This window comes from Vibrio sp. 10N (genome assembly GCF_036245475.1).
GTDB lineage: Bacteria > Pseudomonadota > Gammaproteobacteria > Enterobacterales > Vibrionaceae > Vibrio.
On record NZ_BTPM01000002.1, the window covers coordinates 1 to 24,291 of the forward strand.

Below are 24,291 nucleotides of genomic sequence, written 5' to 3' on the forward strand. Positions count from 1 at the left end.
ATGAAAGTATCCTCAATATTTTTAGGCAGTTGTGTTCTGCTCGCGGGCTGTCAAAGTGCCGAAGTGATAGAACAGGTCGCGATTCACAACACGCCAGTTGCACGTAATCAAACCGGCCTCAATGCTCTTGTGGCCAAAGTGCCAAGTGAGCACAAGTTTGTCATCAATCGCAATACTCAACAGTTCGATATCGATGGTGTCACCAGCCCTGTGACGGCTGTGACGTTACCTAATACAGCCGGTGCTTTGGACATTACTGTGACCAGTATCATCGGAAAAACCGCGTTTGCACCATTTGTGGCCATCATTCGAGAAGATGGGACGGTTGTCGATAGCTATCAATTTGAACAGTTTGAATATCAAAAGCCGCGTTTCCATTTGGGAAATCGTTTGACGCTCAACTTTGTGTTTTTCCCTATGGCGATGGACAGTGAGTTGACGTTAGTGGTGTACACCAAGCCTGAAATGATTGGCGACAGTGTCTCTGTGATTCATCCAGCAAGGTTGGATGCGGAGGCCAGAGGCAATTACCTTCCTGAGGTGAAAGATATTGAGATCCCTTTTGCGCTGCAGGGCGAGGTAGAGATTGAGATAGATAGTGCTCATCATCAACTGAATGTTGAACCTGAAGATAAAAAAGCGCGCTCAGTGACAGAACAAAGTGCTGCGTTTTACCGACAGGCAATTCAAGATGCCGTGAAACAGAACGAGCTGCAAAAAGCGGTAAGCCTTCTTGAAGAGGCGGAATCTTTGGGTATTCCTGACGCTAGAGAAGTCTTTAATCAGTCAATCAATGACAATGCGACCGAAAACTAGCAAAAAGTTGTAAAACCGTGTGGCGGATCGTCAAACAGATTTAATTTATTGGCTTAGCTGCCGTTACTATAGAGAGTAACCGTTACCATAAAAGCCAATCAAATTATGTCGACACTCACTATTGCTATCGGTGCCACTAGCCTATCTTTGCTGTTGGTATTCGTCTGGATGTTCTCCCTTTCACTGCGCAAAAGGCGGATGGAGGAAGAGCGTCTTGCGCGAGAAGCTGCGTATCGACGAGCAATGGAAAAAGCCCGCTTGCAAGAGAGGCAAGACCGAGTCTTTAAAGCGGAGACGGGTCACGTGCCAACTATCCTCTATCTCGCTAAAGAGGCCGAGAGAAACAAGCCTAATGAAGCGCTGTATTGGTATCACAAAGGCGCTGAACTGGACAACATTACCTCCATGTACGGTATTGTCCGTTTGAGTGATAAAAAGCGGGAAGATCTGGTTTTACGTGAACAAGCGAATTATTGGCGCTTGTGCATTGCTGGAGCGGAAGGCGATGTTCATGCCAAATTTGAAGCGGCCAAAGCACAGATCTTTGGGCATGGCGTGGAGCGCAATATCCCCAGAGGCGTTGCCAAAGTTCAAGAGGTCGCGGAAGAGGGAAACCTAGAAGCTATTTTGTTTATGGGCGATTGGAGTATCTCTCCTGATAATCCTGTGCCATCACCCAAGCAATCGACTCAATGGTTTGAGAAAGCGGCCGACAAGCAAAGTGAAGAGGGTATGACGAAGCTTGGACTTAACTACCTTAATGGTGTTGGGGTTGAGCAAGATATACAGCGCGCGTGTTACTGGCTGGAGCGCGCAGCCGAAAAAGGCAACGTCGAAGCTATGTATTATGCGGGCGAAGCGTGGCGTGACGTAAAACCTAACGGCGCGTCAATAGCATACATCTGGCTGTTTATGTCTGCGTACATGGGGCATGAGCCAGCTAAGTCGGCTCGTGATGCGGTGGGCAGTACTTTGGGGGTTGATTCTGTCGTTGGGCTGCAATCACTCGCCAAACCTGTTCTTAAAAAACTGCAATTTGGACCCGTGGTTAAGCATTCATTGATTCGTGCGCTTAACAAGCTCTACAAACGAGACTTACCTCTTTTTGGCTTAGCGTTAGACAGTGAGCCATCAACCACAGCGGACTCTGAGGATGTTTCTTCATCGACGACCGAACAGAGTGAGACCGAGAGCGATACGGCAGCAACAAGCGAACAAGCGTCATCAGAGGATAATGCCCGCTCGTATAGTTACGCTAGTTATGAAACCCACTATTCACAATAGCGAACTTAACTAATCAAATATGGCCTTGCATACTGTCATTAATCGTTACAAATAATCATATGTGAACTTCTGTTCCATTATTGTTATCTTTATCTTTCATTGATGTGGACTTCGATGGTTTTTTGGTCGATATCAGTGTGACCTACATCACTCAATGTTTGCCTTTGACACTTTCATGACAAAAACAATGTTCAAAAAAATATTCTGAGCTCAGTTTCAGTGTGAGCGACGAGGATGCTTGGCAGTGGCCTGGTCGTTTGCACATAAAATCCGTGCCATTTATGGCATTCCTGTTCTATACGGAGCTTTTAATGAAAACTTTTAAAATGACATTGGCAGCAGCGCTAGTTGCTGCAGTTGCACTTCCAGCAAGCGCAAACTACGTTGACGTTCGTGGTGCTTACAACACAGAAGCAAAAACTTATGAAAGCCGTGTTCGCGCGGGCATGGACTTTGCTGAAGACTGGCAAATCCACCTAGAAGGTACTCAAGGTCATAACAAGAACGCATTCAGCCAAACTGACCACAAAGTAGCGGCGTTCGAAACTGAGCTAAACTACAACTACGCAATCAACGACAACGTAACCCTAACTCCAGGTTTCGTTTACTGGAACGGTACTAACCATTCTGAATACCGTCCTTACCTAAAAGCGACTTACGCTACAGGTAACTTCTACACGGCTGCACGTTACCGTTTCCAAGCGGCAACTGACGGTGTTGAGAACACAAACCAAGTTGACGCATGGGTTGGTTACAACGTTTCTGATTTCAACCTAGAATATAACCCAGCTTACATCGCGCAAAACAACGGCGGTAAGATCAACAGCGATCTTTCTCGTGCAGACAGCAAGTGGGAACACACGTTCCAAGTGAAATACACAGGCTTCGACACGTGGGCACCTTACCTAGATTACCAAATCCTAGATAAGACTTACGTAAACCAAAACTTCGAAGTGAAGACTGAAAACCGTGTTCGTCTAGGTGTAACGTTCAACTTCTAATCTGCTTTGTGTGGATTTAAGTCAAAACGATTCTAATAAAAATGCCGCTCATGTTGAGCGGCATTTTTTATTTTCTAACCCTAAACCACCTTCTAGGAAGGTGGTGATCGTCCATTAGGGCTTTGCCCGAAGGACGCTCATGTTCAAGATATCCAAGTTTGTAACCAGCAAATCAAGGAGAAAAAGAACATGAGCAGATATGAATCCGCTTCCCACGTATATTACAGGTGTCAGTACCACATAGTTTGGACACCGAAGTACCGACTCAAAATACTTAAGGGTAACTTGGGCAAAGAGCTGTACCGAAGTATCTACATCTACAGCAACATGAAGAACTGTAAGGTTGTAGAGTTGAACGTTCAAGTAGATCACGTCCATCTAGTCGTGAGAATGCCGCCAAGTTTGAGCATTTCAAAGTATATGGGATTTGTTAAAGGACGGACAGCGATAAGGTTGTTCGACAAATTTCCGTACCTAAGAAAGCAGAAGTTATGGGGCAATAAGTTCTGGCAGCGTGGCTACTTTGTTGATTCGGTAGGAATGAACGAGGAAATAATCCGAAGATATGTCAGGCATCAAGATCGTGTGGGAAAGGAAGAGGAAGAGCGTCAGATGCATCTAGGGTTGAGTAACTAAAAGTTAGCCCCCTTCTAGGGGGCCATTCAAAGCCACCTGCTCTGCAGGTGGATTTTTTACTTTGATGCCTTAAGCTGCGACTCGATAAAACGCCTCAACCAACTGAGTGCAGAATTGCGTGCCATTTTGGTGGGCCACACCATGTAAGTATCAAAGGTTTTGGTTTCAAATGGGAAGGGTAGGGATTGAAGGTGAAACATGTCGCCGTATTGACGAAATAGCGTTTCTGGCACAACAGCGATTGCGTGAGACTGCGATACAGAAGGCAACATACCCAGTAACGATGAATGTTGGCTGAACACTCGTCTTGGGGGAAGCACGTCGCTGACTAACCATTCGACAAATGTGAGGTTGTCGCGGCGAATGTTCAGAAGGACGTGGCTTTCGTCCATGTACCTCTGTTTGGTCATCTTACCGTCTTGTAATCTGGGGTGATTCTCGCTGCTAATACAAATCAATCCGTCACTGTGCAGCAGTTTAGATTGGAAAACACGGCTATCGGACGGGGCCACGTCAACCACTAAGTCGACTTTTTCCATACGTAAGTCTTCGTATATTCGAGCATCGTTTGGAGGCAATTCCTTGAGTACGAGTGTGATGTTGGGATAGTCATCAAGCACATTTATGTGCTTGTGTAACCGTAGCAGAGCGGCTTCATGACAATAGATAACGAAACGTCGTCGGCTCGACTTGGGATCAAAATTCGCTAACCCCTCGATGACTTTATCGATGCCGAGAATGTGCTCCTGAACATGTTCGTAAAGCTCCACGGCAAAGCGAGTAGGTTTGATGCCCCGTCCTGTACGGGTAAACAATTCATTCCCTACGGCCTCTTTGAGTCGGGCAAGCGCATTACTCACCGATGATTGAGTTAAATCCAACTGCTCGGCAGATTTCGTGACGGACTGAGTTTCGTAAGTGGATACGAAGACGCGCAATAAGTTGAGGTCAAACTTCTTTCCGTTAGCTTTTCCACCTTGATTGCCTATTGTCATGTCGTTTCCTTGTATCCAATGTGTTGTGGGGAATTAGTCCAAGTTCTTCTTAAATCTTAGTGCAGCGATAACAATACCGATAAGTGTAAACCCTGCTAACCAAAGTGTATCTCGCCATACGTCTATTAAATCAGCGCCCCGTAAAATGATCCCCCGAATCATACGCATAAAGTGGGTCGCAGGTAGTGCTTCGGCAATCCACTGAGCAGCGACAGGCATGGCTTCGTAAGGAAACATAAAGCCAGATAACAGGATCGAAGGAAGCAAGATAAACACCGTCATTTGCATCGCTTGCAACTGGGTGTGGGCGATGGTCGAGATAACAAGTCCTAGGGTTAAACTGGCGGCGATAAACAAAAGGCTGCCAAGGAGTATTTGGCTGATTTGTCCGTTTATGGGCACACTGAAAATGAGATACCCCAAGCCCAAAATAATGAAAATTTGGATTAGGCCAATGAAGATGTAAGGTACGATCTTGCCAATCATGAGCTCAAGTGAATGGATGGGGGTCGTGATCAGCAACTCGAGGTTGCCTCGCTCGCGTTCGCGGACAATCGCCGCACTGGTGAACAAAATCATGGTCATGGTCAATATCACGCCAAGCAGTCCGGGTACGATGTTAACCGCAGAGCGTTGGCTTGGGTTATACAGTAATGTCGCCTCAAAGGTTTTGGGACGATTGGGGTGATAACCAGCAATTTCGAACTCGGCAATGGGCATGGTTTGCAGGGAAAGTAACGCCGCGCTTACCATGGTGTCTGAGCCGTCGACAAGCCACTGTCCGAGTATCTCTTGATGAGTGATACGTTGGGTAAGGTTTGTCGGTAATATCAATGCAGCGCGAACGACCCCTTCCCGAATCGCGGTTTCGGCCTCTTTAACGGTTGCATATTGGGCTTTAACATTGACTACCTGAGTGACTTTTACTGCTTCGACGATGATTCGACCTGGGGCGGACTCGCTCTTATCGACGATGGCAACGGGAATATTACGCACGTCGGTATTCATGGCGAAGCCGAACAGCACCAGCTGGATCAGTGGGATCATGATCACCATGCCAAAGGTAATGCGGTCTCTTGAAAGCTGGCGGATCTCTTTAATCATGATGGCGCTCATGCGCGTCAAACTTTTCATTGTCGGCCTTCTCCTGTTACAGAGACAAACACATCTTCAAGGCTAGGGCGAGCCGGTGTTAACTCGGCGTTTGATAGTTCGGGGAATGAGGTGGTGATCCACTTAATAGGGTCACGGACCTGTTGGTAAATGAGTACTCTCAGTCGAATTCCAAGTTGGGCTGCGGATCGGACTTCGGGACAATGAATCAGGCGCTCTTTGAGTGCTCTAAGGTTGGGTGCTTTCACTTCAATGATGTTAACGCCCATGTTGTTCATGAGCGTTTCTGGTTCACCATCGGCGCGCATTTCTCCAGACTCCATGATTGCGAGGCGATGGCATCGCTCAGCCTCATCCATATAATGGGTGGTGACCAATATCGTTGTGCCTTGATCGCTTAGATCAAAGAGTTGTTCCCAAAATTCACGGCGATTCTCAGGATCAACGGCGGATGTGGGCTCATCGAGAAAGAGTAATTCGGGTCTGTGCATCGTCGCAGAGGCTAATGAGAGGCGCTGCTTTTGCCCACCGCTCATGCCACCGACGCGTTGTTTTTGAAGGCTACTCAGGCCATAAATATCCATCTGCTCCGCGATGCGTTGTTTTAGCAGTGTTCTATCCAAGCCAAAAATCTGGCCGATAAACTGAAGGTTTTCTAGAACGGTTAAGTCATCGTAGAGCGAGAACTTTTGCGTCATATAGCCAATTTTTAGTCTGAGTGCTTCCGATTGCTCAGGGATCGCTAGCCCCAAGACATTAACCTCGCCCTCGGTTGGTTTCAGTAGGCCCGTTAGCATTCGTATTGTGGTGGATTTGCCACATCCGTTTGGGCCTAAAAATCCGTAGATACTACTTTTAGGCACCGATAAGTTGATGCCGTTGATAGCGGTGAAATCGCCAAATTTTTTCACCAGATTGGTCGCAGCGACTGCAATGTCCGTCATTTATTTAAGTCCTTGCAGGTCAACTTGAGCAGGGACGCCACTAGGCAGATTCTCAGCACTTTCTGGGAGGTCTATTTCAGCCAGATACATCAATCGAGAGCGTTCATCTTCTGTCAGAGCATAGTAAGGCGTAAATGAGGGATCCGTCGCCACCCAGCGCACAGTGCCGGATAGTACCTCTTCAAGACCGTCAACATGGACATTGACTTGCAACCCAGGGACGAAGTTTACCCTCACAGAAGAAGGCACATACACGCGGGCATAAGGGATCCGATCGGCGAGAACAACCGCCACAAAAGCGCCAACGGAGACGCGCTCGCCTAAGTTGTAAGGAAGGCTATCTAACACGCCATCTCGAGTTGCGACGATAGTGAGTTCGTCAAGTTGCTGAGTTTGCAGAGCAACGTCGGCCGTTGCGGCGGCAAGTGCTGCCTCAGCTTGGGTAATGTCTTCTGGCCGTGAGCCTGCAGTGAGTTTAGAGAACTCTTCGTTGGCTGAGTTGAGCTCTGCCCGCGCGGTGTCACGACTTGCTATGGCTTGGTCTTTTTGTGATTGGCTGGCGAGTTTTTTTCTTACTAACTCTGAAGCTCGAGAATAGTTTTTCTGAGCCTCGGTGAGTTTTGCTTGTGCCATATCGACGCGTGCTTTGGCAGCTGCTATATCTTCGGGCCTTTCACCGTTAGTTAAGCGGAGTAAGTAAGCACTGGCTTTCGCTTCTTCGGCAATTGCGTGAGCGAGTATGGCTTCTTGGCGTTTGGTATCCAGGCGAACAAGCACATCCCCCGTTTTGACACGCGTGCCTTCTCGTACTGGTAGCTCACGGATGATTTCACTTGCTGTGGATGAAAAAGAGATTCGGTCTCTTTCTAAAGTCCCTAATGCTTTGCCGTTATCTTCGTTTTGGCAGCCAAGCAGTGCGAGTGCGAGAGGAATAATGACTAGCAGTGAACGTCTCATACACAACCCTTCTAACGGATATCTACTATCAATATTAGAAGGGCGGCAGCGATTTTCTAGCTGAATTTCATCAAGTTATGAAGTCAAGTAGCTTTTGGGCAATTCGATGACTGGAAAGGTTTCTTTCGATTAATTTCGTATCTAACTTGCCTGCGGTGACCACTTGTTTCCACTCGTCGAACATGCCATGAAATCCTTTGCTTGCCAGCATAGGGGTCCAATCTTTAAGTTGCAGTTGGTCGACATTGTTACCCTGGTAGCGCTCTCCACTCACAAAGGAGTCGAATCGATAAGCTCGGTCGTCATGGCAACTGCTAATGACTTCTTGGGTGATGCCAAACTGTCGATTCATAGAGGCCTCGAAGATGGCACCATGATGCTGCCACTTGATGTCGATACGCGCCAGTTTGCCAGCTTCCATCTGATGATGAACATCTATGTCCTCAAACTGAATGTCGCCATGGATATTGATGCTATCCAGTGGATGAATGAAGTCATCAAACAGGAAGGTTTTGACGTCACCGGGCTGGGCGTAACGATGTTTTTCCCAACGTAATGAGCGCAGCGAAGCGGTATCAGACAAGCTGTGCTGTTGAATCAACGGCAAATGGCGTCGGTTGAAACCCACATAGAGCGGAACTTGTTTCTGCTCTGCTAAGTGATACAGCGCTTCGCACTCTTGGTAGCTGTCCGCCAAGGGTTTATCAACAAAGGTAGCAACGCCATGTTCAAGGAAAAAACGAGCAATCTCAGGGTGGATAGAGGTCGCGGCATGGATCATGACGGCATCCGGCTGAAAATTGAGTACCGCCTGATAATGGGTCGTAGTCTCCGTCACGCGATATTGACGGGCTAAAGCATTAAGGGTGCCGGGATCTCGGGTGCAGAATATCGGTTGGATATCCGACTGAGAGGTGGTGAATGGCAGATAGGCTTTTTGGGCGATATCACCTAACCCAATGTGTGCAATTTTCAATATAAGCCTCGGAATTGATTGTATTTTCGATAATGTACGCAGCCATTATGAACATAAGTACAGCGATTGTGAACTTAACTACGACACAGGTAGAAGATTTTGTTGCGGATGTTTTTAACTGGTTGTTAAACGTAATATAGTTTTTTCTAAAATGTCTGAAACCACATCACGTATTGACACTCTTTTGCTGCTTCTGACTAGTACCTGATATAGGGATTTCGTAAATTACTTGGGTATGACACAAAGGAACACTGCAAAGTGGTTTGGCGTACTGCCGCTGACACCGCGTTATGGAACACTGCACTATCATGAAAGATCAACTTACTATCTCTATTTCAACGATTAATGGCTCTTCTCATTGGCAGTTGAGTAAATCGATGCGTCGCAGCCTAAAGAGCTTGGCGGGGATCGGGCTGGTGTCAGTGCTAGGAGCAGTGCTTCTTATTCAGCATTTGTATCAGGTGGTGGATTACGCGGAGCTAAAGCAGGCGGAGCTTGCCAATGAGTCACAAACGCTTGGTGATGAGCTGGCCAATTTGCAAGATCTTAAACAGACATTGCAGCAAGACTTATCCGAGCGCGAAGAGCGAATCAGTTTAGTCTCGGAGCGTCTAGCCGATTTGGAAAAAGTGTTGGGCGTAGCCGACTCGCCAGAGAATATCGACTTAGATTCAAGACTTGATGTGGCGGCTATCCACTCTAGTGTGCGTATGACGATGCTCAACCAGATCCCAAGTGGTTCACCGGTGGGTAAAGAGCGCATTTCGTCGCAGTTTGGTAAGCGAAAGCACCCGGTGACAGGCAAGCTAAAAATGCACCGAGGTATGGACTTTGCGGTTAATACCGGTACGAAAATTTATGCGCCAGCGGATGGTGTAGTTGAAGTGACAAGACGCAGTAAAAAAGGGTCGGGTAACTTTCTTAGACTGCAACATTCGTTCGGTTTTTCCAGTTCATACTCTCACCTAAAGGGCTTTAAAGTCCGTCCGGGACAGTTCGTCCGTAAGGGAGAGTTGATCGCCATTTCTGGTAATAGTGGTCTGTCATCAGGCCCCCATTTACATTATGAAGTTCGCTTTGTTGGGCGGGCACTTGACCCTAAACCGTTTGTGGAGTGGGGTGTAAACGATTTCGAAGATATCTTTAAAAAGGAGCGAGCAATACGATGGGAATCTTTAGTAAAAACAGTGGAACAAAGAGTCGCTCAGCAGCTTCAACTCTCATCGCCAAAGGCTGTGTTATTAGCGGAAAACTCAAACTAGAAAATGACATTCAAGTTGATGGTGTTGTTGATGGTCAACTGCACATCGAAGGTGTGATGGTGGTCGCTGAGTCTGGCCGCGTTAAGGGCGAGGTATATGCGAAACAACTGATCGTTAATGGCATACTGGAAGGTGATTGCCATGCAGAGCAGATCCAAATCCTGTCTAATGGTCGCGTGAAGGGCAAAGTGTGGAGCAATAATCTGAGCATTGAGCCTGGTGGTAAGTTCTTTGGTGAAACCGCTGAGTTGCAGGAGAAGGAAGTGGTGTCTCTACCAAGCCAATCTAAAAAAGAGAACAGCGCCCCTGCGATCAACGTAGCGCCGAAAGCGGTCCCTGCTGGTGACGCAGCAAAAGCGAAAACAGTGGCAAAACAGCCAGCTAAAGCGGTGAAAACTGCGTAAATTACCGATATTCGTGTCGCGCCTTAATGTTCTATTAGGGCGCCCTTCTCTTCTACCTTGTCCCCGTATCTGCTTTGACTAATACGCTATACTCAAGTGAGATAAGATGTCAGAGCTGACTGACTTTTGTGACGCTGTTATTTGTGATGCGTAAAGCCATGAGTCAGCCTAAAGTGCCGTATTGTGATCCAAGTAACCACGTTAATTTGACCGAAATCAAGCGAGCCTAGGTATACCTACTAAGCACTATTTCAAATGACACATTTCCCATTACTTTTATGGGAGAGCCTTATGCCGTTAATCCACTATTAGTAAGGCGGAGCATATGTCACGAGAGAAAACTTCACAGAGTCGACGCCGATTTCTTCGCGATGCGGCGCGCACGGCAATGGGAGTCGGGGCGGCAGCAACCGTCTTAGGACTCCAATCCAAACAAGGGCAGGCCAAAACCAGTGGCGGGGTGCCTATACGCCCCCCTGGCGCGTTGGAAGGCAATCACTTTGAGCAAGCTTGCTTGCGCTGCGGGTTATGTGTTCAAGCATGCCCATACGATACGCTAAAACTTGCCACGCTGCTCTCTCCTGTTGCATCGGGTACGCCCTATTTTACCGCCCGTGATATTCCATGTGAGATGTGTGAAGACATTCCTTGTGTGGTTGCCTGTCCAAGCGGGGCCCTGGACCACGCGCTGACCAACATTGATGACTCACGGATGGGTTTAGCGGTGCTGATTGACCATGAAGAGTGTCTCAATTGGCAGGGGCTTCGCTGTGATGTTTGCTATCGGGTTTGTCCACTGATCGATAAGGCCATTACTCTGGAGCCGATTCGTAATCAACGTACTGGTTATCACGCGATGTTCATTCCTACGGTACATTCAGACGCGTGTACGGGATGTGGCAAATGTGAGCAAGCTTGTGTCACTGAAGTGCCAGTGATCAAGGTGGTACCGATTGAACTCGCGAAGGGGTATATGGGCGACCATTATCAGCTTGGTTGGGAGGAAAAGGTGGAGCTTCGAGACGGTACCTTTCCAGAAACCCCAGACATTGCCCCGACCGAGCACATCCGCATCAATGATGGGAGAAAATAATGGCTAAGAATCTCGCTAAAGATGCTGGCAATGACGCCATTCGTGAACTTGGCTGGTGGAGGGCGCATCGGTTTTTAATTGTGCGTCGATTGTGCCAGATCGCGATTATCGGTCTATTTATGATGGGACCAACATGGGGAATTTTGCAGGGCAATTTGTCGTCAAGCATGCTGTTAGGCACAATCCCACTTAGTGATCCTTTACTGGTATTACAAACCTTGGCAACCGGGCATTGGCCAGAGATGAATGCATTAATTGGCGTGATGCTCGTTGTGCTTTTTTACGCCTTACTCGCCCCCAGAGCGTTTTGTGCTTGGGTCTGTCCACTCAACATTGTGACTGACATGGCGGCCTGGCTGCGTCGTAAACTCAATCTGAAAACCAGCTATAAATGGTCACCGACGATACGTTACTGGTTGATACCTGTGATTTTAGTCGGTAGTGCAGTCTCGGGCTCATTACTTTGGGCTTGGGTGGATCCGGTCGCGACACTGCATCGCGGTTTGGTGTTTGGTATGGGCGCAGGATGGATCCTCATCGCTTTGGTATTTCTACTCGATCTGGTACTTGTCGAGCATGGTTGGTGTGGCCATCTATGTCCGCTTGGAGCGACCTATGGGGTGATTGGACGTAAAAGCCCGATCCGCGTAAAAGCGACCCGCCGTGAGGCTTGTACTAAGTGCATGGATTGTTATCACGTCTGCCCTGAACCGGATGTATTGAGACAACCGCTAAAGGCGGGAGACAAACGGGTGATGAGTCAAGATTGCATTAGTTGTGGGCGCTGCATTGATGTTTGCGTACCTAAAGTGCTTGAGTTCAAAGTTCGGCCTGACGCTGATTGAAAATAGCAATGCCAGCCTTTCAAGGCTGGCATTTTCTATGAGGTATTTTTCAGTTAACTCGTTTTCGGTGTGAACTAGTAACGAGCTTCAAGCGTTACGCCGCTAAAGCTGGTGTAGCCGTTAAGCATAATATGATAGCGACCACTTTTCGTACTGCTCACGGTACAGGTCTCTTGGTTACCGTAGCGATATGGACGACACTCCCAGTTGTTGAGTGTTGGAGCTGAGCCATAACGCAAGTACAGATCGGCATCACCAGACCCACCAGAAATGGTGACGCTTAAACGCTGACCCGCTGTGACATCAATGTAATACTGCTTTTGCTCGCCGCGTCCACCGGAAATGTTACTTACCGGCGTGGCGTTCTTTAGCTCACCATCTGGGGTTTGACCGCCACAATCATTACCACAGCCGCTGTCTGTTAAACTGTAAACGAGTTTGTTCACCGTACCTTTGGTGTCGCGGACTTTATTGACGCTAGCACGTTCACTGATTTTCGCAGACACCTGTGCAGGAGTGAGCGTTCGGTTTTCTTGTAGGTACAACGCAGCGACACCAGCGACATGTGGTGTGGCCATGGAAGTGCCACTAATGGTTTTATAACTGCCGTCATACCACGCGGATTTAATGCTCGAACCTGGCGCAAATACATCGACACAGCTGCCCCAATTCGAGAAGCTTGAGCGAGCGTCACTGCTGGTGGTTGAGCCAACGGTTACGCCGCTGGGTTCACGAGCAGGAGAGGAGTTACAGGCATTGGCATTATCGTTCCCCGCCGCTAGCATAAAGCTGACGCCAGATTGAACTGCGTTAGCAACTGCGCGATCAAGTGCGGTGGACACTCCTCCTCCTAAACTCATGTTGGCAACCGATGGCCCTGATGCGTTTGCTGCTACCCAATCAACACCACTGATAACGCCTGATGTTGTGCCTGAACCGGTACAACTTAGTACACGTACCCCAACGATATTGACGTTTTTCGCCACACCATATTGCGCACCCCCTATGGTTCCTGCGACGTGGGTACCATGGCCATTACAGTCTGTTGCGTCACTATCATTGTCGACAAAATCGTAACCAGAACGTGAACGACCGCCAAACTCTGGGTGAGTATTGGTCACCCCAGTATCGATAACATATGCCGTTACGCCAGTGCCATCATAGTTGTAGCTGTAGTTGCTGTTTAGCGGGAGATCGCGTTGATCGATTCGATCGAGACCCCAGATAGCATTGGATTGACTGGCGTTGCTGGAAACGACGGGATCCAATGTAATGACTTGATCTTGCTCAATAAACTCTACTTGCTGATCACTGCGTAGTTCGTTTAATTGCTCACTTGTTAGGGTGGCAACAAAGCCGCTCAACGAGCGATCAAACACTTTCTCAATTTCAAACGAATGTTGAGTAGCAAGGCCTGACACAGTCTGTTCGGTGAACTGCTGCAATGCCATAGGATCATTGCTAAGTGTCATTGGCTGCTTTAATACAACAATATACTGGTTGCTAAGCGCTGTGTCTGAAGAGGCAGTGACCAGAGGTGCTAAAACTTGGTCTTGTTCGGCAAGTGCGTAGTTTGAGGTTATCGCAAAAGCTGAGGCGATAGAGAAAGTTAAAAATGTCTTCAACATATTGTGTTCCATTCAAAAGTTATCGAATTACTGAATTAGGTCAGCATTATTCTTGCTGACAGGGCGAGTGCATCGAATGAAGCTGTGCATCTCGCGTACGAAATTCAAGCTAGTCAAAACTGTTGAGGAACGCGCAGATAAAATATGCAACAAGGCACATTTCAGTCATTTTATGTTTATGACTGAGATAGCCATCAAAAAAAGTAGCTTTTATTCGTGGTGATGGAATTTATGTGCTACTGGGTTTTTATTGACTAAGTTGTTGTTTAAAAACAATATTTATTGATATTTTAAACTGCTATTCTTGCGGTTTTATTGAATGAATAGGCAGTAGGCGGGTCTGTGATAATCACAGACCCGTACATGGCAACACACTTTAATAGATAAGGTGAAGAGAACATTTTTCATCACCTGACACGACCACTAACCATTGTCCATCTTGCCAGTGAATTACCTCCTCTCTATAGAGGTGAGTATACTTAGAGAGAAGATTCTCGCAGCGGATCGTATTGGACTCGCTCTGTTTTACTTCGATGGAAAAGTCGTCAATATCCATCGGTAGATTAATTTGTGTTGGTGCGTCGAGTAACAAGGTTTGCTGTGATAAATCGTTATTCGTTACCTTAAGCTGTGCCATGCTGTGTTGAGGCAAGGTTGTATCAACAATAAACAGCGGAACACTATCGTCAACGGGGGTGATCTCGGGCTTAGTCATAGCGTAGAGTGAATACTGACCAGTAGTGACATCGCCGATGGCAAATACCCAGTAAAAAGCATCATTAGCGATGTTTATTTGGGTGCTTGTGCGTTTAACTTGCAGATTTCTATCTAATAAGTCGATGGCAAGTGGGTAGTGCAAGTCCGTCGGTTCGTTAAAATGAACGGTGGTCAGCTGGCTTGAATGACTCAGAGCATGATTTTTCAGCAAGTGGTATTCATGCTGAGAGTGAGTCTGAGCAATAACATCATGAATTGCGAATCCGGAGTGATTCTGAATGAGATCGAAGGTACGAATTTTCATGGATGAGGTTGTCATGATCTCAGGGTCATTAATTTGAGGTGTCGAACTGCCGCAGCCATAAAGCGAAACCATAGCCAAGATAAATAATGAGTGTGGAATACAGTTTAATAATTTCATAGTAAACTCTCGATTAATTGTGGTAGCTATGACGGCTAGATATTAAATCTAAGCTTTCAATATATAATTCCATTTTCGGACAGCGGAATAGACAGTCGATATCTAGCCATTTAGGCTCCCTACTATCCACCTTGATAACGTAGTGCTTTTCCATGAACAGCAGGGCTGCTTCTAATATCAAATCCCAGCGTGTATCTTTGCGATTAATTCGCTGTTCTGATTTTGGATAGTACATCCACTTAGTTGTGCTTATTTGTGGGCAAATGTAGACATTGCCACTGTTATCTACGACGACTTCCCCCTCTAGGCCATTGACCCGGAGCGTTTTGTTTACATCGTCTTTTGTATCGGTATTAACTGCTATAGCGTAGATAAATGGCATAGTAACCTTCAGATAAAGTGAGTCCTCAGGAGACCCTGATTGCTTGGTGGTAAATCCGGCCAAAAGGCCGATGGTGTTAGGTATTAAATAATATTTCGTGGGTCTCGAATGCTGAGATCCATATCGTCTAAATAACGAGCTAGCTTTTCAGTCGAGTTAATAGTAATTTTCGCGCGGTGCAGTGAAACCATTTGGTTTCTTTCTAGTTCTTTCATTACTTCATTAACTCTTTGTCTCGCAATACCCGTCATATCGCTTAGTTGTTGTTGGGAAATCGCTATTTCCACAGGCATGTTTCTACTACTAATATGAGCTAAGATCTCAATTAATTGATAGACGATCCGCTCCGTAATATTGGCGTTGTTGATTATTTGGCTTTGTAGCCATTTTTCTCGAGATTCAAATGTGAGTGAGTAGAACCATTTGAAGATCTCATTGTTCTTATGAGTAATTGGCGTCAGTTTCTGATTGCTAAAATGAACGATGCTGCAAGGTTCTATCTCAATCATGATAAATGATGACAAGGAGTGGGCATCATCAATATAGTTGCCAAACCAACCTCCTTCACCCACCAGTAAACAGTTGGCTGTTTTCAAGTTTGGCGTTTGGATACAAATCGCCAATGTTCCTTTTTCAACAAAGTTAACGCCTTTATTAATCAAGCTTGCTCCTGCAATAGCCTGATTAGACAGCGTTGTGCGTTTGGCGATGGACTCGAGTTCACTCAATAGTTCGCTTGATAAAGACGCCGTCCATCGTATTTGTTTACTGCTTACTGTCTTTGTCATCGCTGCCCCTTTTTGATGTTGTCTCAAAAATTATAGAGGCTAATAGCAGGTGTTTCTTGTTGATGTGGGAGAGTGTAAGGGATGGGACGAGGGAAGAGTATCCGCTAGCGGACACTTCTAGCAAACCCTTGTTAAGAACTTGCTAGTGTGTCGGATAGCTAGAGTTGGGGGAGGCTTAGTGAGCGATATCTAGAACGTTGTCTTTCACACCATTAATTCGGAACCAACCGGCGATACTAAAGCGCTCGCGTTGAGTCGGCAGAACTTCGTGCGGGAACATTTCTGAGAAGAACACAAACAAACGGCCAGATTTCGGCTTGATGCGAGTGATTTCATTGTCATCAAGATCGTAAACCACCAAGTCGCCACCGTCTTCGTCTGTCCACTCGTCATTCATATAAAACACGGTCGTCAGACGACGGTTCTCATTGCCGCGGAAGCAGTCGAGATGTTTTTGGTAGAAGTCGCCTTTCTCATATTTGGCGAAATGTGCTTCATACTCAAATAGCCCCAAGAAAAAGTTTTGGTTAGCGGTTTGGCGAATGATTTCCATCTTGCTAAGAAATTGCCCTACCGGATCACCAAGATCGGGTGATAGCCAACAGATCTTGTCACTGCGAATGGCACTTTCACGCATCACATCATCATTACGACCAATACGCGCTTTGTTCCACTCTTCAGGTAAGCACTCTTTGAGAGCTGAAACTTGCTTGGCAGAGAGAAAGTCATCCCAAACGTAATAGCCATGTTGGGTCAGATTGTCGATCATTGTTTGCATGATGCACCATCGTTGTTAGAAACAGGGAGGGCGCTTTATAAAGAAATAGACAGCATGCTTCAATTTAGGTTGTTAATCGTGACGATAACGCTTGATGAAAAAGGCGAGGGCATAAAAGGGTAGAGGTCGCCCCTTACCGCAGCAAGGGGCACAAAATTACTGAATGTAATCGATAAGGGCTTGTTCACTAGGCAGTGCGGTCATCGCCCCTTTTTGCGTTGTCGCTAAAGCGCCGCAGCCGTTGGCCCAGCGAACCGCATCAACGATGGTCTCATCATTGATCCAATCTGCGGTTTTAGATAGGCGAGTCAATAGGCCGCCAACAAAAGCATCGCCGGCACCTGTGGTATCAACCGGCTTGACTGGCGTACCGGCAATTAGCTGTTGCTCGTTTCCGCGAATAACTAATGCGCCTTTTGCGCCTTGAGTAATGAGCACAAGTGTATTGTTGTATTCGCCAAGCGCAGCGATACCAGCGTCTAGATTGTTGGTTTCAGTTAGGAACATCAGTTCATCATCCGAGAACTTAACCACATCGGCTAGGGCAATGGCTTGCTGGCAAACAGGCTTGATAAGGCTTTGGTCGCCCCACACTTCATCACGAAGGTTCGGATCGAAACTGACAAAGCCACCGGCTTGCTTAATGCGTTTCATCGCTTCTAGTGTCGCGCTGCGGCTTGGCTCATTAGCAAGTGCGATAGAGCAAACGTGTAGCCATTCGCTTGCGCTAAACTCAGGAATGTCGCTCACTTGCATAAATTGGTCGGCACTTGGCTTAACCATAAAGGTGAAGCTGCGTTCGCCTGATTCATCAAGATCAACGATAACCGTTGAAGTGCGCTGGGCGTCATCTAGTAGCATGAAGTCAGTATTCACGTTTTCTGAGCTCAGCGTTTGCTTCATGAAGCGTCCTAACGGGTCTTGACCGACACGGCCAAAAAATCCGGTTTCACCACCGAGTCGAGCGATCGCAACAGCGACGTTTGCAGGAGCACCACCGGGACATTTTAGATACGTCGTGTCCGTATCAGGAATCAAATCTACAACGGCATCGCCAGTTACCCAAACCTTACTCATCACAAATTTCCTGTACTAATCGATTTGTTTTGAGTTTACTAAATCGATTTAGCAAAGAAAATGTGTTTTAATAGACACCATGATAGCGGCGCTAAAAATTGTGATCTCAAGCACGATCGTGATCCGCAGTGAAGATCTTCTCTATATAAGACGCAACAAGCAGGAAGCATAAGTAGAACGCGATGAGCAAAAAGCTAAAATTGGCCGATATTGCACAATTGGCAGAGGTCTCTAAATCGACCGTCAGTTTTGTGCTGAATGGACATGCAGAAAAACACCGCATTAATAAAGAGACGGTGGCACGCGTGCTGCGTGTCGTTGAGGAGCATAACTATTCGCCCAGTGTTTATGCCAGAGCGCTCAAGTCGAAAAAGACGCAAACTTTTGGCTTGGTTATCCCAGATCTTACCAACATGGGTTTCGCTACGATTGCGAAAGCATTGGAACAGCTGTGCTTAAACGCGGGTTATCAACTTTTAATTGCTTCTACCGATGACGATCCTTTGCAGGAGAAAAAGGCGGTGGCGAACCTTGTTGAACGCCAAGTCGATGGCATGATGGTGGCTTCATGCTTAGATAGTGATGACTATTATCAAAGTCATATCAAAGATATCCCTGTGGTGTTTTTTGACCGAGACTTGGAGTCCGAGCGCTATAGTGAGATAACGACGGATGCGTATGACTCTACGAAAGCTATTGTGTCTGCATTGGTTAAAGGTGTGTCTGAATGTGCGTTTATCGGCGGGCAGCTCTCTTTGTCTCCTAGCCGAGAGCGTTATCAAGGCTTCGTTGATGCCATTCAAGAGGGTGCGCTGTCGTTGCAACCTGAGCTTGTTTTTAACCAGGATTATCAGCCTCAAAGTGGTTATGAGATGATGCGAAGCTGTGTTGAACATCTAGGTCGGCTTCCAGCAGCACTGTTTACGGGTTCCTACTCTTTATTGGAAGGTGTGCTTAGGTATCTCAATGAGCATAAACTGATGGCGGCTGCCGCCCAGCAGCCGATGCGACTCGCCACCTTTGATAACTATTCCGTGCTTGATTGCTTGCCGTTGCAAATCGACTCTATCGAGCAAGATTGCCAACAGTTGGCGGTGAAGACGTTTGATTGTTTGCAAGCCGTTTTGTCTGATGAGTCTTATAAAAGAAAGGTGGTTATACCTGCTCATATTCGTTACCGAAGCGGTTAGCCCTATCTCACGTTGGTGAAAATAGAGTGTCATACTGAGAAGAGGGGGAATGTTTGGACTCTTTCATCTTAAGGTCACTTTTAAATGTGACGCTGTCACATAATATAGGGCGAGAGGAAGTGCTCGTCATTAGCGCCTAGCTAGGCTTCTTATATTTATACCCATACACCAAAGACCAGCAATGCTGGCCTTTGGTGTATGGGTATGATGGAGAGCAGAGTGTCTTTTTCTTGACTAGCGTCGCTGCTTATTGGCGCTGACTTTGAGTATCATTGCTATCTCTTCTTCTGTCACCAGCTCCTTAAGTTGTTTCTCGCTCGACAGTCTTTCAACAAAGGACTTAACGTCTCTGAGTTGGTTAACATCTAAATGATGAATGGCGTCAACAATGTCCTGTTCCAACGTTTGATTCATGCGACTCACTCCTCAATTCCTTTCATATTGTTAACCTAGACCATATGCGCCTAATAGCAAGTTTATTTGCGGTTTGATGCGCCTCGTCTGACCACGACACGGCCGAGAAGATAGCATCAACAGGTGTAGTTGCGAGTTCTTATTAATGGAGATGCATCTATACAGCTTGTTACGTAACCGTAGTCATTCAGATATGTCGAATAAGTGTTACATTCTTACTACATCTTTTGTCTGCAAATTAAACAGCCAATTAATACTTTTATTAATCTGTAATTGTGACAGGCATCACTGTAAGACTGCGAATTCAATTAAAGTTCATATAAATTGAGTCAATAAATGTTTTTAAAGCTAAATGGATATTTATTTATATATAAGTAATTGATAAGTATGGGTTTTTGTATTTTTATAAAAGCGTGATTTAGATAGGCATTTTTAACTTATTAGGATTGATGGTGTGAATGATTTTGCCCAAAATTGCCCTCGTTCATTCGATAAATGATTTCAAGTTTTTTGTTTGATGTGACGTGTGAATGAGGTGCTAGGTTTATCCCTGCTCATTCACTACAAACAGAAAGCTTTTAAATATAAAAAAAATAGTTAATTACAATCCCTGGGGTTAATAATGAAAAACACATTTAAGCTATCGCTAGCTGCAGTATTGGTTTCTGCTGCTATGGGCGCAAACGCGGGCATCAGCATCGTAGACAACGAGCAAGGTAACTTCTCTATCGGTGGTGACGTTGAATTTGACTTCAACTTCCAAGATCGCGAAGGTCAAGAGAACAACGAATTCAACCAATCTGGTCGTATTCTTCTTGAGTTTGCAGGCGAGCGCATTACTACCAACGGTCACATTTTCCAAGTAAATGTTCAACCTTTGATGCAAAGCAACGGTGAAGTCGCACTGGATGATGCATGGTTTGCGTTTGGTGCACAAGATGGTTGGAACCTACGTATGGGTCGTTTTGAAGCATTCGACATGTTCCCTGTAGGTCAAGATACGTTCCTAGAGTACTCTGGTGACACTTCAAACGAACTAGTTGCTGATGGTGCACCATATGTATACCAAATGAAAGAAGCACGTGGTCGTGGTTCTGACGGCCAAATCATGTACAGCCAGTCTTTCGACAACCTATACGTTGAGCTAGGTTCTATGATTGGTGACCGTTCAGACCTATTTACTGGTGGTAAATACCACGGTGCAAACATTGACCAAAGCAAAACAAAAGACTCTGTACTAATTCGTCCTGTAGTCGGCTACCAAGCGGGTAACTTCGGCATCGCAGCGTCTCTAGAAACGAACCTAGTTAAAGATGCAGTTGTTACTGAGAGTGGTGTAGATATCTCTGACCGTATGGGTTACGGTGTGACTGCTAACTACACGACTGCTGACTGGAACTTGATTGCAAACTTTGCATACATGGACGCAGTTGACGAAGACAACATGACTGTTGGTGTGAACGCGCTATACAAAGGCTTCGGTCTTGGTTATATCCATGCGAACAACGAGTACGAAAACAAAAAGCTAACGTACACAGAAGGTAAGGCGAAAGTAGACACGGTTTACGCATCTTACGAGTTTGCAGACGTGCTAGCAGTTGATGATTTCTCAATCTACCTAGGTGCTTACTACACGAAAGTTGATGACCAAACAACTGCGAAAGTGTTTGAGGAAGATACAGACAAAGGCGTTCGTGTACGCTTCAAGTACTTCTTCTAATCGACGACAAACCGTTTAGAACAAAACTGCCAAATACAAAAACGGAGCGATTATCGCTCCGTTTTTTTCTATCTGCTTAGCAATTAGAACGTAAATGCTAGGTTTGCAGATGCACCCAGTTGATTGCTACCCGCGTAGTTGCCTGCAATATCAAGGCTTACCACATCAAACGGACTCAAACCAATACCTGCGGTGATAGCACTGTCGGCATTGTCTTGCATATCCACCTCATAACCGGCACGAAGTTGTGCCCAGTCCCAAGCATTGCCCTCGATACCAAAACGTAGGTACTGAGTTTCATCGTTAAGGCTAGCAAAGCGCTCTTGCTTGGTAAGTTCAATATCGACCGCTACGGTCACGAACTCGCCATTGTAGGCTGAACCAATGGTTGCCATCGGGTTTAGCTTGTAAGTATCAATCTTGGTACCTTCGTAAGTTTGTACATCAATCTCTTGTTGAATGATGTCACGAACCGACAGGCCTAGACGCCAGTTGTTGTAATGCCAAGCCGCACCCAAGTCGAAGTTGAAAGCACTCGTTTCAACCATGCTATCTTCTGCATTGTCGGCATCAAAGTCTTGTACGCTTGCAATCAACGCATACGTACGCAGCTTTTGGAACTTAGGTGTGATACCAAACGAGACGTCTTGATCGGCAATGGTGAAGTTTTTACCCAGTGCTAAGCCAAGCTCGGCGCTAGCAAAAGCTTGCATTTGCACTTCAGAGTTCTCGTAGCGGGCTTGAATTTGTTCAGGTGTATCACCTTGGCTAGGTGCAATTAAAGGCGCTGCAATCGCTTCTGCGTAGCCACGAGCGTAGAGATTACTGGATACTAGGCTCGATGGAATCGCTACCGCAAAACCTAGGTTGGCACTTACGGTTGTCGGCTTGTTGCCTTCAAGTTGATCAAGTAGGCGGTTGATTTCGATTAGCTTTGCTTGTTCGCCTGACGGGTTTTTCTCGTACTCGTCGATCAACGACTGTAGATCGTCAAGCGTAGAGATACTTTCGTCAGTATCGCGAGCACTAGCGCCAAGGGTAGGCAGTAGCAAACCGACATCGTCGTTATCTTTGTATGATGCTGTTAATGCTGGGTTGTATAAGCCTGCAGTCAGGTAGTCAGCCGAGGCTACGCCAGTGTTGCCCATGGCGGCACCGCGTGCTTCGATCATATTGTTAGCTGCATTCGATATGGTTGGAGTGGTTGCTGCCAAAACGATGGCGGCCACTTTAGTGATGTTTTTCATTATTATATCCTGCGATTCGTTCGCATTAGTACTCATTATCCGATGAGTCTTATTTATCACGTGCCTCCTTTACAGAAAGCACGCCACTGCGTTGCTGTAAATTATTCACAAGCGAGCATATGATAATTGATATTTATATAAAGTAAATGATGCATCATGTTGTTTTTATGGGATAAAAAAAGGCTCACCTCAAAAAGGTGAGCCTCGTCAAGAGAAAAGCAGTGAGCGATTTAGAAAATCAAATGCGCGACACCAGCAATCACAGGAAGCGTGATTAGAGTACGCAGAATAAAGATGGCGAACAGCTCGAAAATGTTCACTGGGATGCGGCTACCAAGTAGTAAGGCACCTACCTCAGACATATAGATAAGCTGTGTCACCGACATCGCTGCAATCACAAAGCGTGTCATCTCGTTATCAATCGACGCCGCTAGAATAGATGGGATAAACATATCCGCAAAACCGACAACCATGGTTTTTGATGCGGCTACCGCTTCTGGTACGCCTAACAACTCTAGGTATGGGATAAACGGTGTGCCCAGGATTTCAAATACAGATGTGTATTCTGCAATAACCAACGCAACGGTGCCTAGACCCATGACGACAGGCAGTACGCCAAATACCATATCGACAGCGTTCTTAATGCCTTCACCAAATACAGATTTAGCAGATGTCACGGTACCAGCACGTTGCAACGCAAGATCCAGACCCCAAGAGAAAGTCGTGTGGCCTTCTGGCGTTACTTCGGCATCTTTCGAAGGCTTAGTACCATCGATGAAGGTGTCTTTTTTGTTACGCAGTGGCGGTAGGCGAGGAATAATGATTGCTGCCACAATACCCGCCAAACAAATCGCGCCATAGAAAGGTAGGAATAGGTGCTCAAGTTCAACTTGTGCAATAACAACCAGGCTAAACGTAATAGAAACTGCTGAGAAAGTTGTACCAATTACAGCGGCTTCACGCATGGTGTAGAACTTGTTCTCGTATTGCTTGCTGGTCAGAAGAATACCCACACTACCATCGCCTAACCAAGAGGCCATACAGTCGATAGCGCCGCGACCCGGAAGGTTGAACACTGGACGCATGATTTTACTTAGTAGCGCACCAAACAGTTCGAGCAAACCAAAGTTTAGAAGTAATGGCAAAAGAAGACCTGCGAAAATGAATACCGCAAATAGCGTCGGCAGAAGGCCCTCCAACACGAGACCGCCCGTGTTTTCTTCCCAAATGGCTTCTGGACCAACTTGGAAGTAGGTCATTAGTACCGCAATACCACCAATAACGCGAACCGCGAGCCACATTGGTGTTGGGTTAAACAGGCCGTTCAGAAACTCATTGTTAGTAATGAAAGCAGGCTTGAAAATGCGAGACAAAACAGATGCTGCTGCCATTACAGCAATAATTGCTGTGACTAAAGGAACAATGAAGTCGCCAACAGCGGCTTGCAAAGCTTTAGCAAGGACTGCGACAGGAATAGTAAGACCGCCATCGTAGCTGATTGGCGCCATAAACAAGAATAGGCCGATTAAAGACGGGATGAAGAACATCCAGAAGTTGCCTTTTTTGCCGCTTTTCGGCATTGATTGAGCACTGTTTTGCATTT

The 24,291-nt window shown here is 46.3% G+C and carries 24 protein-coding genes; 10 read left to right on the plus strand and 14 right to left on the minus strand.

From position 1 onward, the window contains the following. The 4 genes from AAA946_RS16315 to tnpA form a co-directional block, all read left to right on the plus strand. Window positions 1-816 (plus strand): MalM family protein (locus AAA946_RS16315; RefSeq protein ID WP_338165860.1); only part of this gene is annotated, 816 nt, incomplete at its 5' end. Window positions 817-921: 105 nt separating this feature from the next. Beyond that, window positions 922-2,100, plus strand: a complete 1,179-nt coding sequence (locus tag AAA946_RS16320; protein ID WP_338165861.1) for a tetratricopeptide repeat protein — start codon at window positions 922-924, stop codon at window positions 2,098-2,100. A gap of 311 nt (window positions 2,101-2,411) precedes the next feature. Continuing rightward, window positions 2,412-3,101: an oligogalacturonate-specific porin KdgM family protein gene (locus AAA946_RS16325; RefSeq protein ID WP_338165862.1), complete on the plus strand. Its 690-nt coding sequence runs from the start codon at window positions 2,412-2,414 to the stop codon at window positions 3,099-3,101. Window positions 3,102-3,290: 189 nt separating this feature from the next. Beyond that, complete coding sequence (gene tnpA, locus AAA946_RS16330) at window positions 3,291-3,737, plus strand: IS200/IS605 family transposase (RefSeq protein WP_338165863.1); 447 nt, start codon at window positions 3,291-3,293, stop codon at window positions 3,735-3,737. Window positions 3,738-3,793: 56 nt separating this feature from the next. Here the strand turns inward: tnpA and AAA946_RS16335 are convergent, their stop codons facing one another. The 5 genes from AAA946_RS16335 to AAA946_RS16355 all read right to left on the minus strand — a co-directional run bounded on the left by AAA946_RS16335 (window position 3,794) and on the right by AAA946_RS16355 (window position 8,722). Next, window positions 3,794-4,732 carry a LysR family transcriptional regulator gene (locus AAA946_RS16335; protein WP_338165864.1) on the minus strand — a complete coding sequence of 313 codons (939 nt, stop codon included), beginning with the start codon at window positions 4,730-4,732 and terminating at the stop codon, window positions 3,794-3,796. A gap of 33 nt (window positions 4,733-4,765) precedes the next feature. Next, window positions 4,766-5,866: an ABC transporter permease gene (locus AAA946_RS16340; protein ID WP_338165865.1), complete on the minus strand. Its 1,101-nt coding sequence runs from the start codon at window positions 5,864-5,866 to the stop codon at window positions 4,766-4,768. Further along, complete coding sequence (locus tag AAA946_RS16345; RefSeq protein ID WP_338165866.1) at window positions 5,863-6,789, minus strand: ABC transporter ATP-binding protein; 927 nt, start codon at window positions 6,787-6,789, stop codon at window positions 5,863-5,865. Before AAA946_RS16345 ends, AAA946_RS16340 begins: the two co-directional genes overlap by 4 nt. Then, window positions 6,790-7,746, minus strand: coding sequence for an HlyD family secretion protein (locus tag AAA946_RS16350; protein WP_338165867.1), 957 nt, complete (start codon window positions 7,744-7,746; stop codon window positions 6,790-6,792). It abuts the gene before it with no gap. 70 nt (window positions 7,747-7,816) lie between these two features. Next, entirely contained in the window at window positions 7,817-8,722 is a 906-nt protein-coding gene (locus AAA946_RS16355; RefSeq protein ID WP_338165868.1) for a Gfo/Idh/MocA family protein, read from the minus strand. Between the two features lie 308 nt (window positions 8,723-9,030). On the opposite strand from AAA946_RS16355, the gene AAA946_RS16360 reads away from it, so the two are divergent. The 4 genes from AAA946_RS16360 (at window position 9,031) to napH (ending at window position 12,326) form a co-directional block, all read left to right on the plus strand. Continuing rightward, complete coding sequence (locus AAA946_RS16360; protein ID WP_338165869.1) at window positions 9,031-9,984, plus strand: M23 family metallopeptidase; 954 nt, start codon at window positions 9,031-9,033, stop codon at window positions 9,982-9,984. Then, window positions 9,888-10,388, plus strand: coding sequence for a bactofilin family protein (locus AAA946_RS16365; RefSeq protein WP_338165870.1), 501 nt, complete (start codon window positions 9,888-9,890; stop codon window positions 10,386-10,388). The genes AAA946_RS16360 and AAA946_RS16365 overlap by 97 nt, the downstream gene beginning before the upstream one ends. Window positions 10,389-10,713: 325 nt before the next feature. Beyond that, window positions 10,714-11,481 (plus strand): ferredoxin-type protein NapG, encoded by a 768-nt coding sequence (gene napG, locus AAA946_RS16370; protein ID WP_338165871.1) that lies wholly within the window; start codon window positions 10,714-10,716, stop codon window positions 11,479-11,481. Continuing rightward, window positions 11,481-12,326 (plus strand): quinol dehydrogenase ferredoxin subunit NapH, encoded by an 846-nt coding sequence (napH, locus tag AAA946_RS16375; RefSeq protein WP_338165872.1) that lies wholly within the window; start codon window positions 11,481-11,483, stop codon window positions 12,324-12,326. The genes napG and napH overlap by 1 nt, the downstream gene beginning before the upstream one ends. A 74-nt stretch (window positions 12,327-12,400) precedes the next feature. Here napH and AAA946_RS16380 read toward each other — a convergent pair whose 3' ends face one another. The 6 genes from AAA946_RS16380 to AAA946_RS16405 form a co-directional block, all read right to left on the minus strand. Next, window positions 12,401-13,954, minus strand: a complete 1,554-nt coding sequence (locus AAA946_RS16380) for a S8 family peptidase (protein ID WP_338165873.1) — start codon at window positions 13,952-13,954, stop codon at window positions 12,401-12,403. A gap of 376 nt (window positions 13,955-14,330) precedes the next feature. Then, window positions 14,331-15,092: a hypothetical protein gene (locus tag AAA946_RS16385; RefSeq protein WP_338165874.1), complete on the minus strand. Its 762-nt coding sequence runs from the start codon at window positions 15,090-15,092 to the stop codon at window positions 14,331-14,333. A gap of 13 nt (window positions 15,093-15,105) precedes the next feature. After that, on the minus strand, window positions 15,106-15,474 hold the full coding sequence (locus tag AAA946_RS16390; RefSeq protein WP_338165875.1) for a hypothetical protein: 369 nt from the start codon (window positions 15,472-15,474) through the stop codon (window positions 15,106-15,108). Between the two features lie 83 nt (window positions 15,475-15,557). Beyond that, on the minus strand, window positions 15,558-16,262 hold the full coding sequence (locus tag AAA946_RS16395; protein WP_338165876.1) for a Crp/Fnr family transcriptional regulator: 705 nt from the start codon (window positions 16,260-16,262) through the stop codon (window positions 15,558-15,560). Window positions 16,263-16,437: 175 nt separating this feature from the next. Continuing rightward, window positions 16,438-17,040, minus strand: coding sequence for a 2OG-Fe(II) oxygenase (locus AAA946_RS16400; RefSeq protein ID WP_338165877.1), 603 nt, complete (start codon window positions 17,038-17,040; stop codon window positions 16,438-16,440). A gap of 156 nt (window positions 17,041-17,196) precedes the next feature. Next, complete coding sequence (locus AAA946_RS16405; protein WP_338165878.1) at window positions 17,197-18,117, minus strand: aminoimidazole riboside kinase; 921 nt, start codon at window positions 18,115-18,117, stop codon at window positions 17,197-17,199. A 182-nt stretch (window positions 18,118-18,299) separates the two neighbouring features. On the opposite strand from AAA946_RS16405, the gene AAA946_RS16410 reads away from it, so the two are divergent. Then, a complete protein-coding gene (locus tag AAA946_RS16410; protein WP_338165879.1) occupies window positions 18,300-19,307 on the plus strand; it encodes a LacI family DNA-binding transcriptional regulator in 1,008 nt (335 codons plus the stop codon). Between the two features lie 234 nt (window positions 19,308-19,541). Here the strand turns inward: AAA946_RS16410 and AAA946_RS16415 are convergent, their stop codons facing one another. Continuing rightward, window positions 19,542-19,721, minus strand: a complete 180-nt coding sequence (locus tag AAA946_RS16415) for a hypothetical protein (protein WP_338165880.1) — start codon at window positions 19,719-19,721, stop codon at window positions 19,542-19,544. A gap of 622 nt (window positions 19,722-20,343) precedes the next feature. Here AAA946_RS16415 and AAA946_RS16420 point away from each other — a divergent pair. Then, window positions 20,344-21,441, plus strand: a complete 1,098-nt coding sequence (locus AAA946_RS16420) for a carbohydrate porin (protein WP_338165881.1) — start codon at window positions 20,344-20,346, stop codon at window positions 21,439-21,441. Between the two features lie 83 nt (window positions 21,442-21,524). Here the strand turns inward: AAA946_RS16420 and AAA946_RS16425 are convergent, their stop codons facing one another. Further along, on the minus strand, window positions 21,525-22,688 hold the full coding sequence (locus tag AAA946_RS16425; RefSeq protein ID WP_338165882.1) for a conjugal transfer protein TraF: 1,164 nt from the start codon (window positions 22,686-22,688) through the stop codon (window positions 21,525-21,527). Between the two features lie 230 nt (window positions 22,689-22,918). Next, window positions 22,919-24,289, minus strand: coding sequence for a YjiH family protein (locus AAA946_RS16430; protein WP_338165883.1), 1,371 nt, complete (start codon window positions 24,287-24,289; stop codon window positions 22,919-22,921). Window positions 24,290-24,291: the final 2 nt, after the last annotated feature.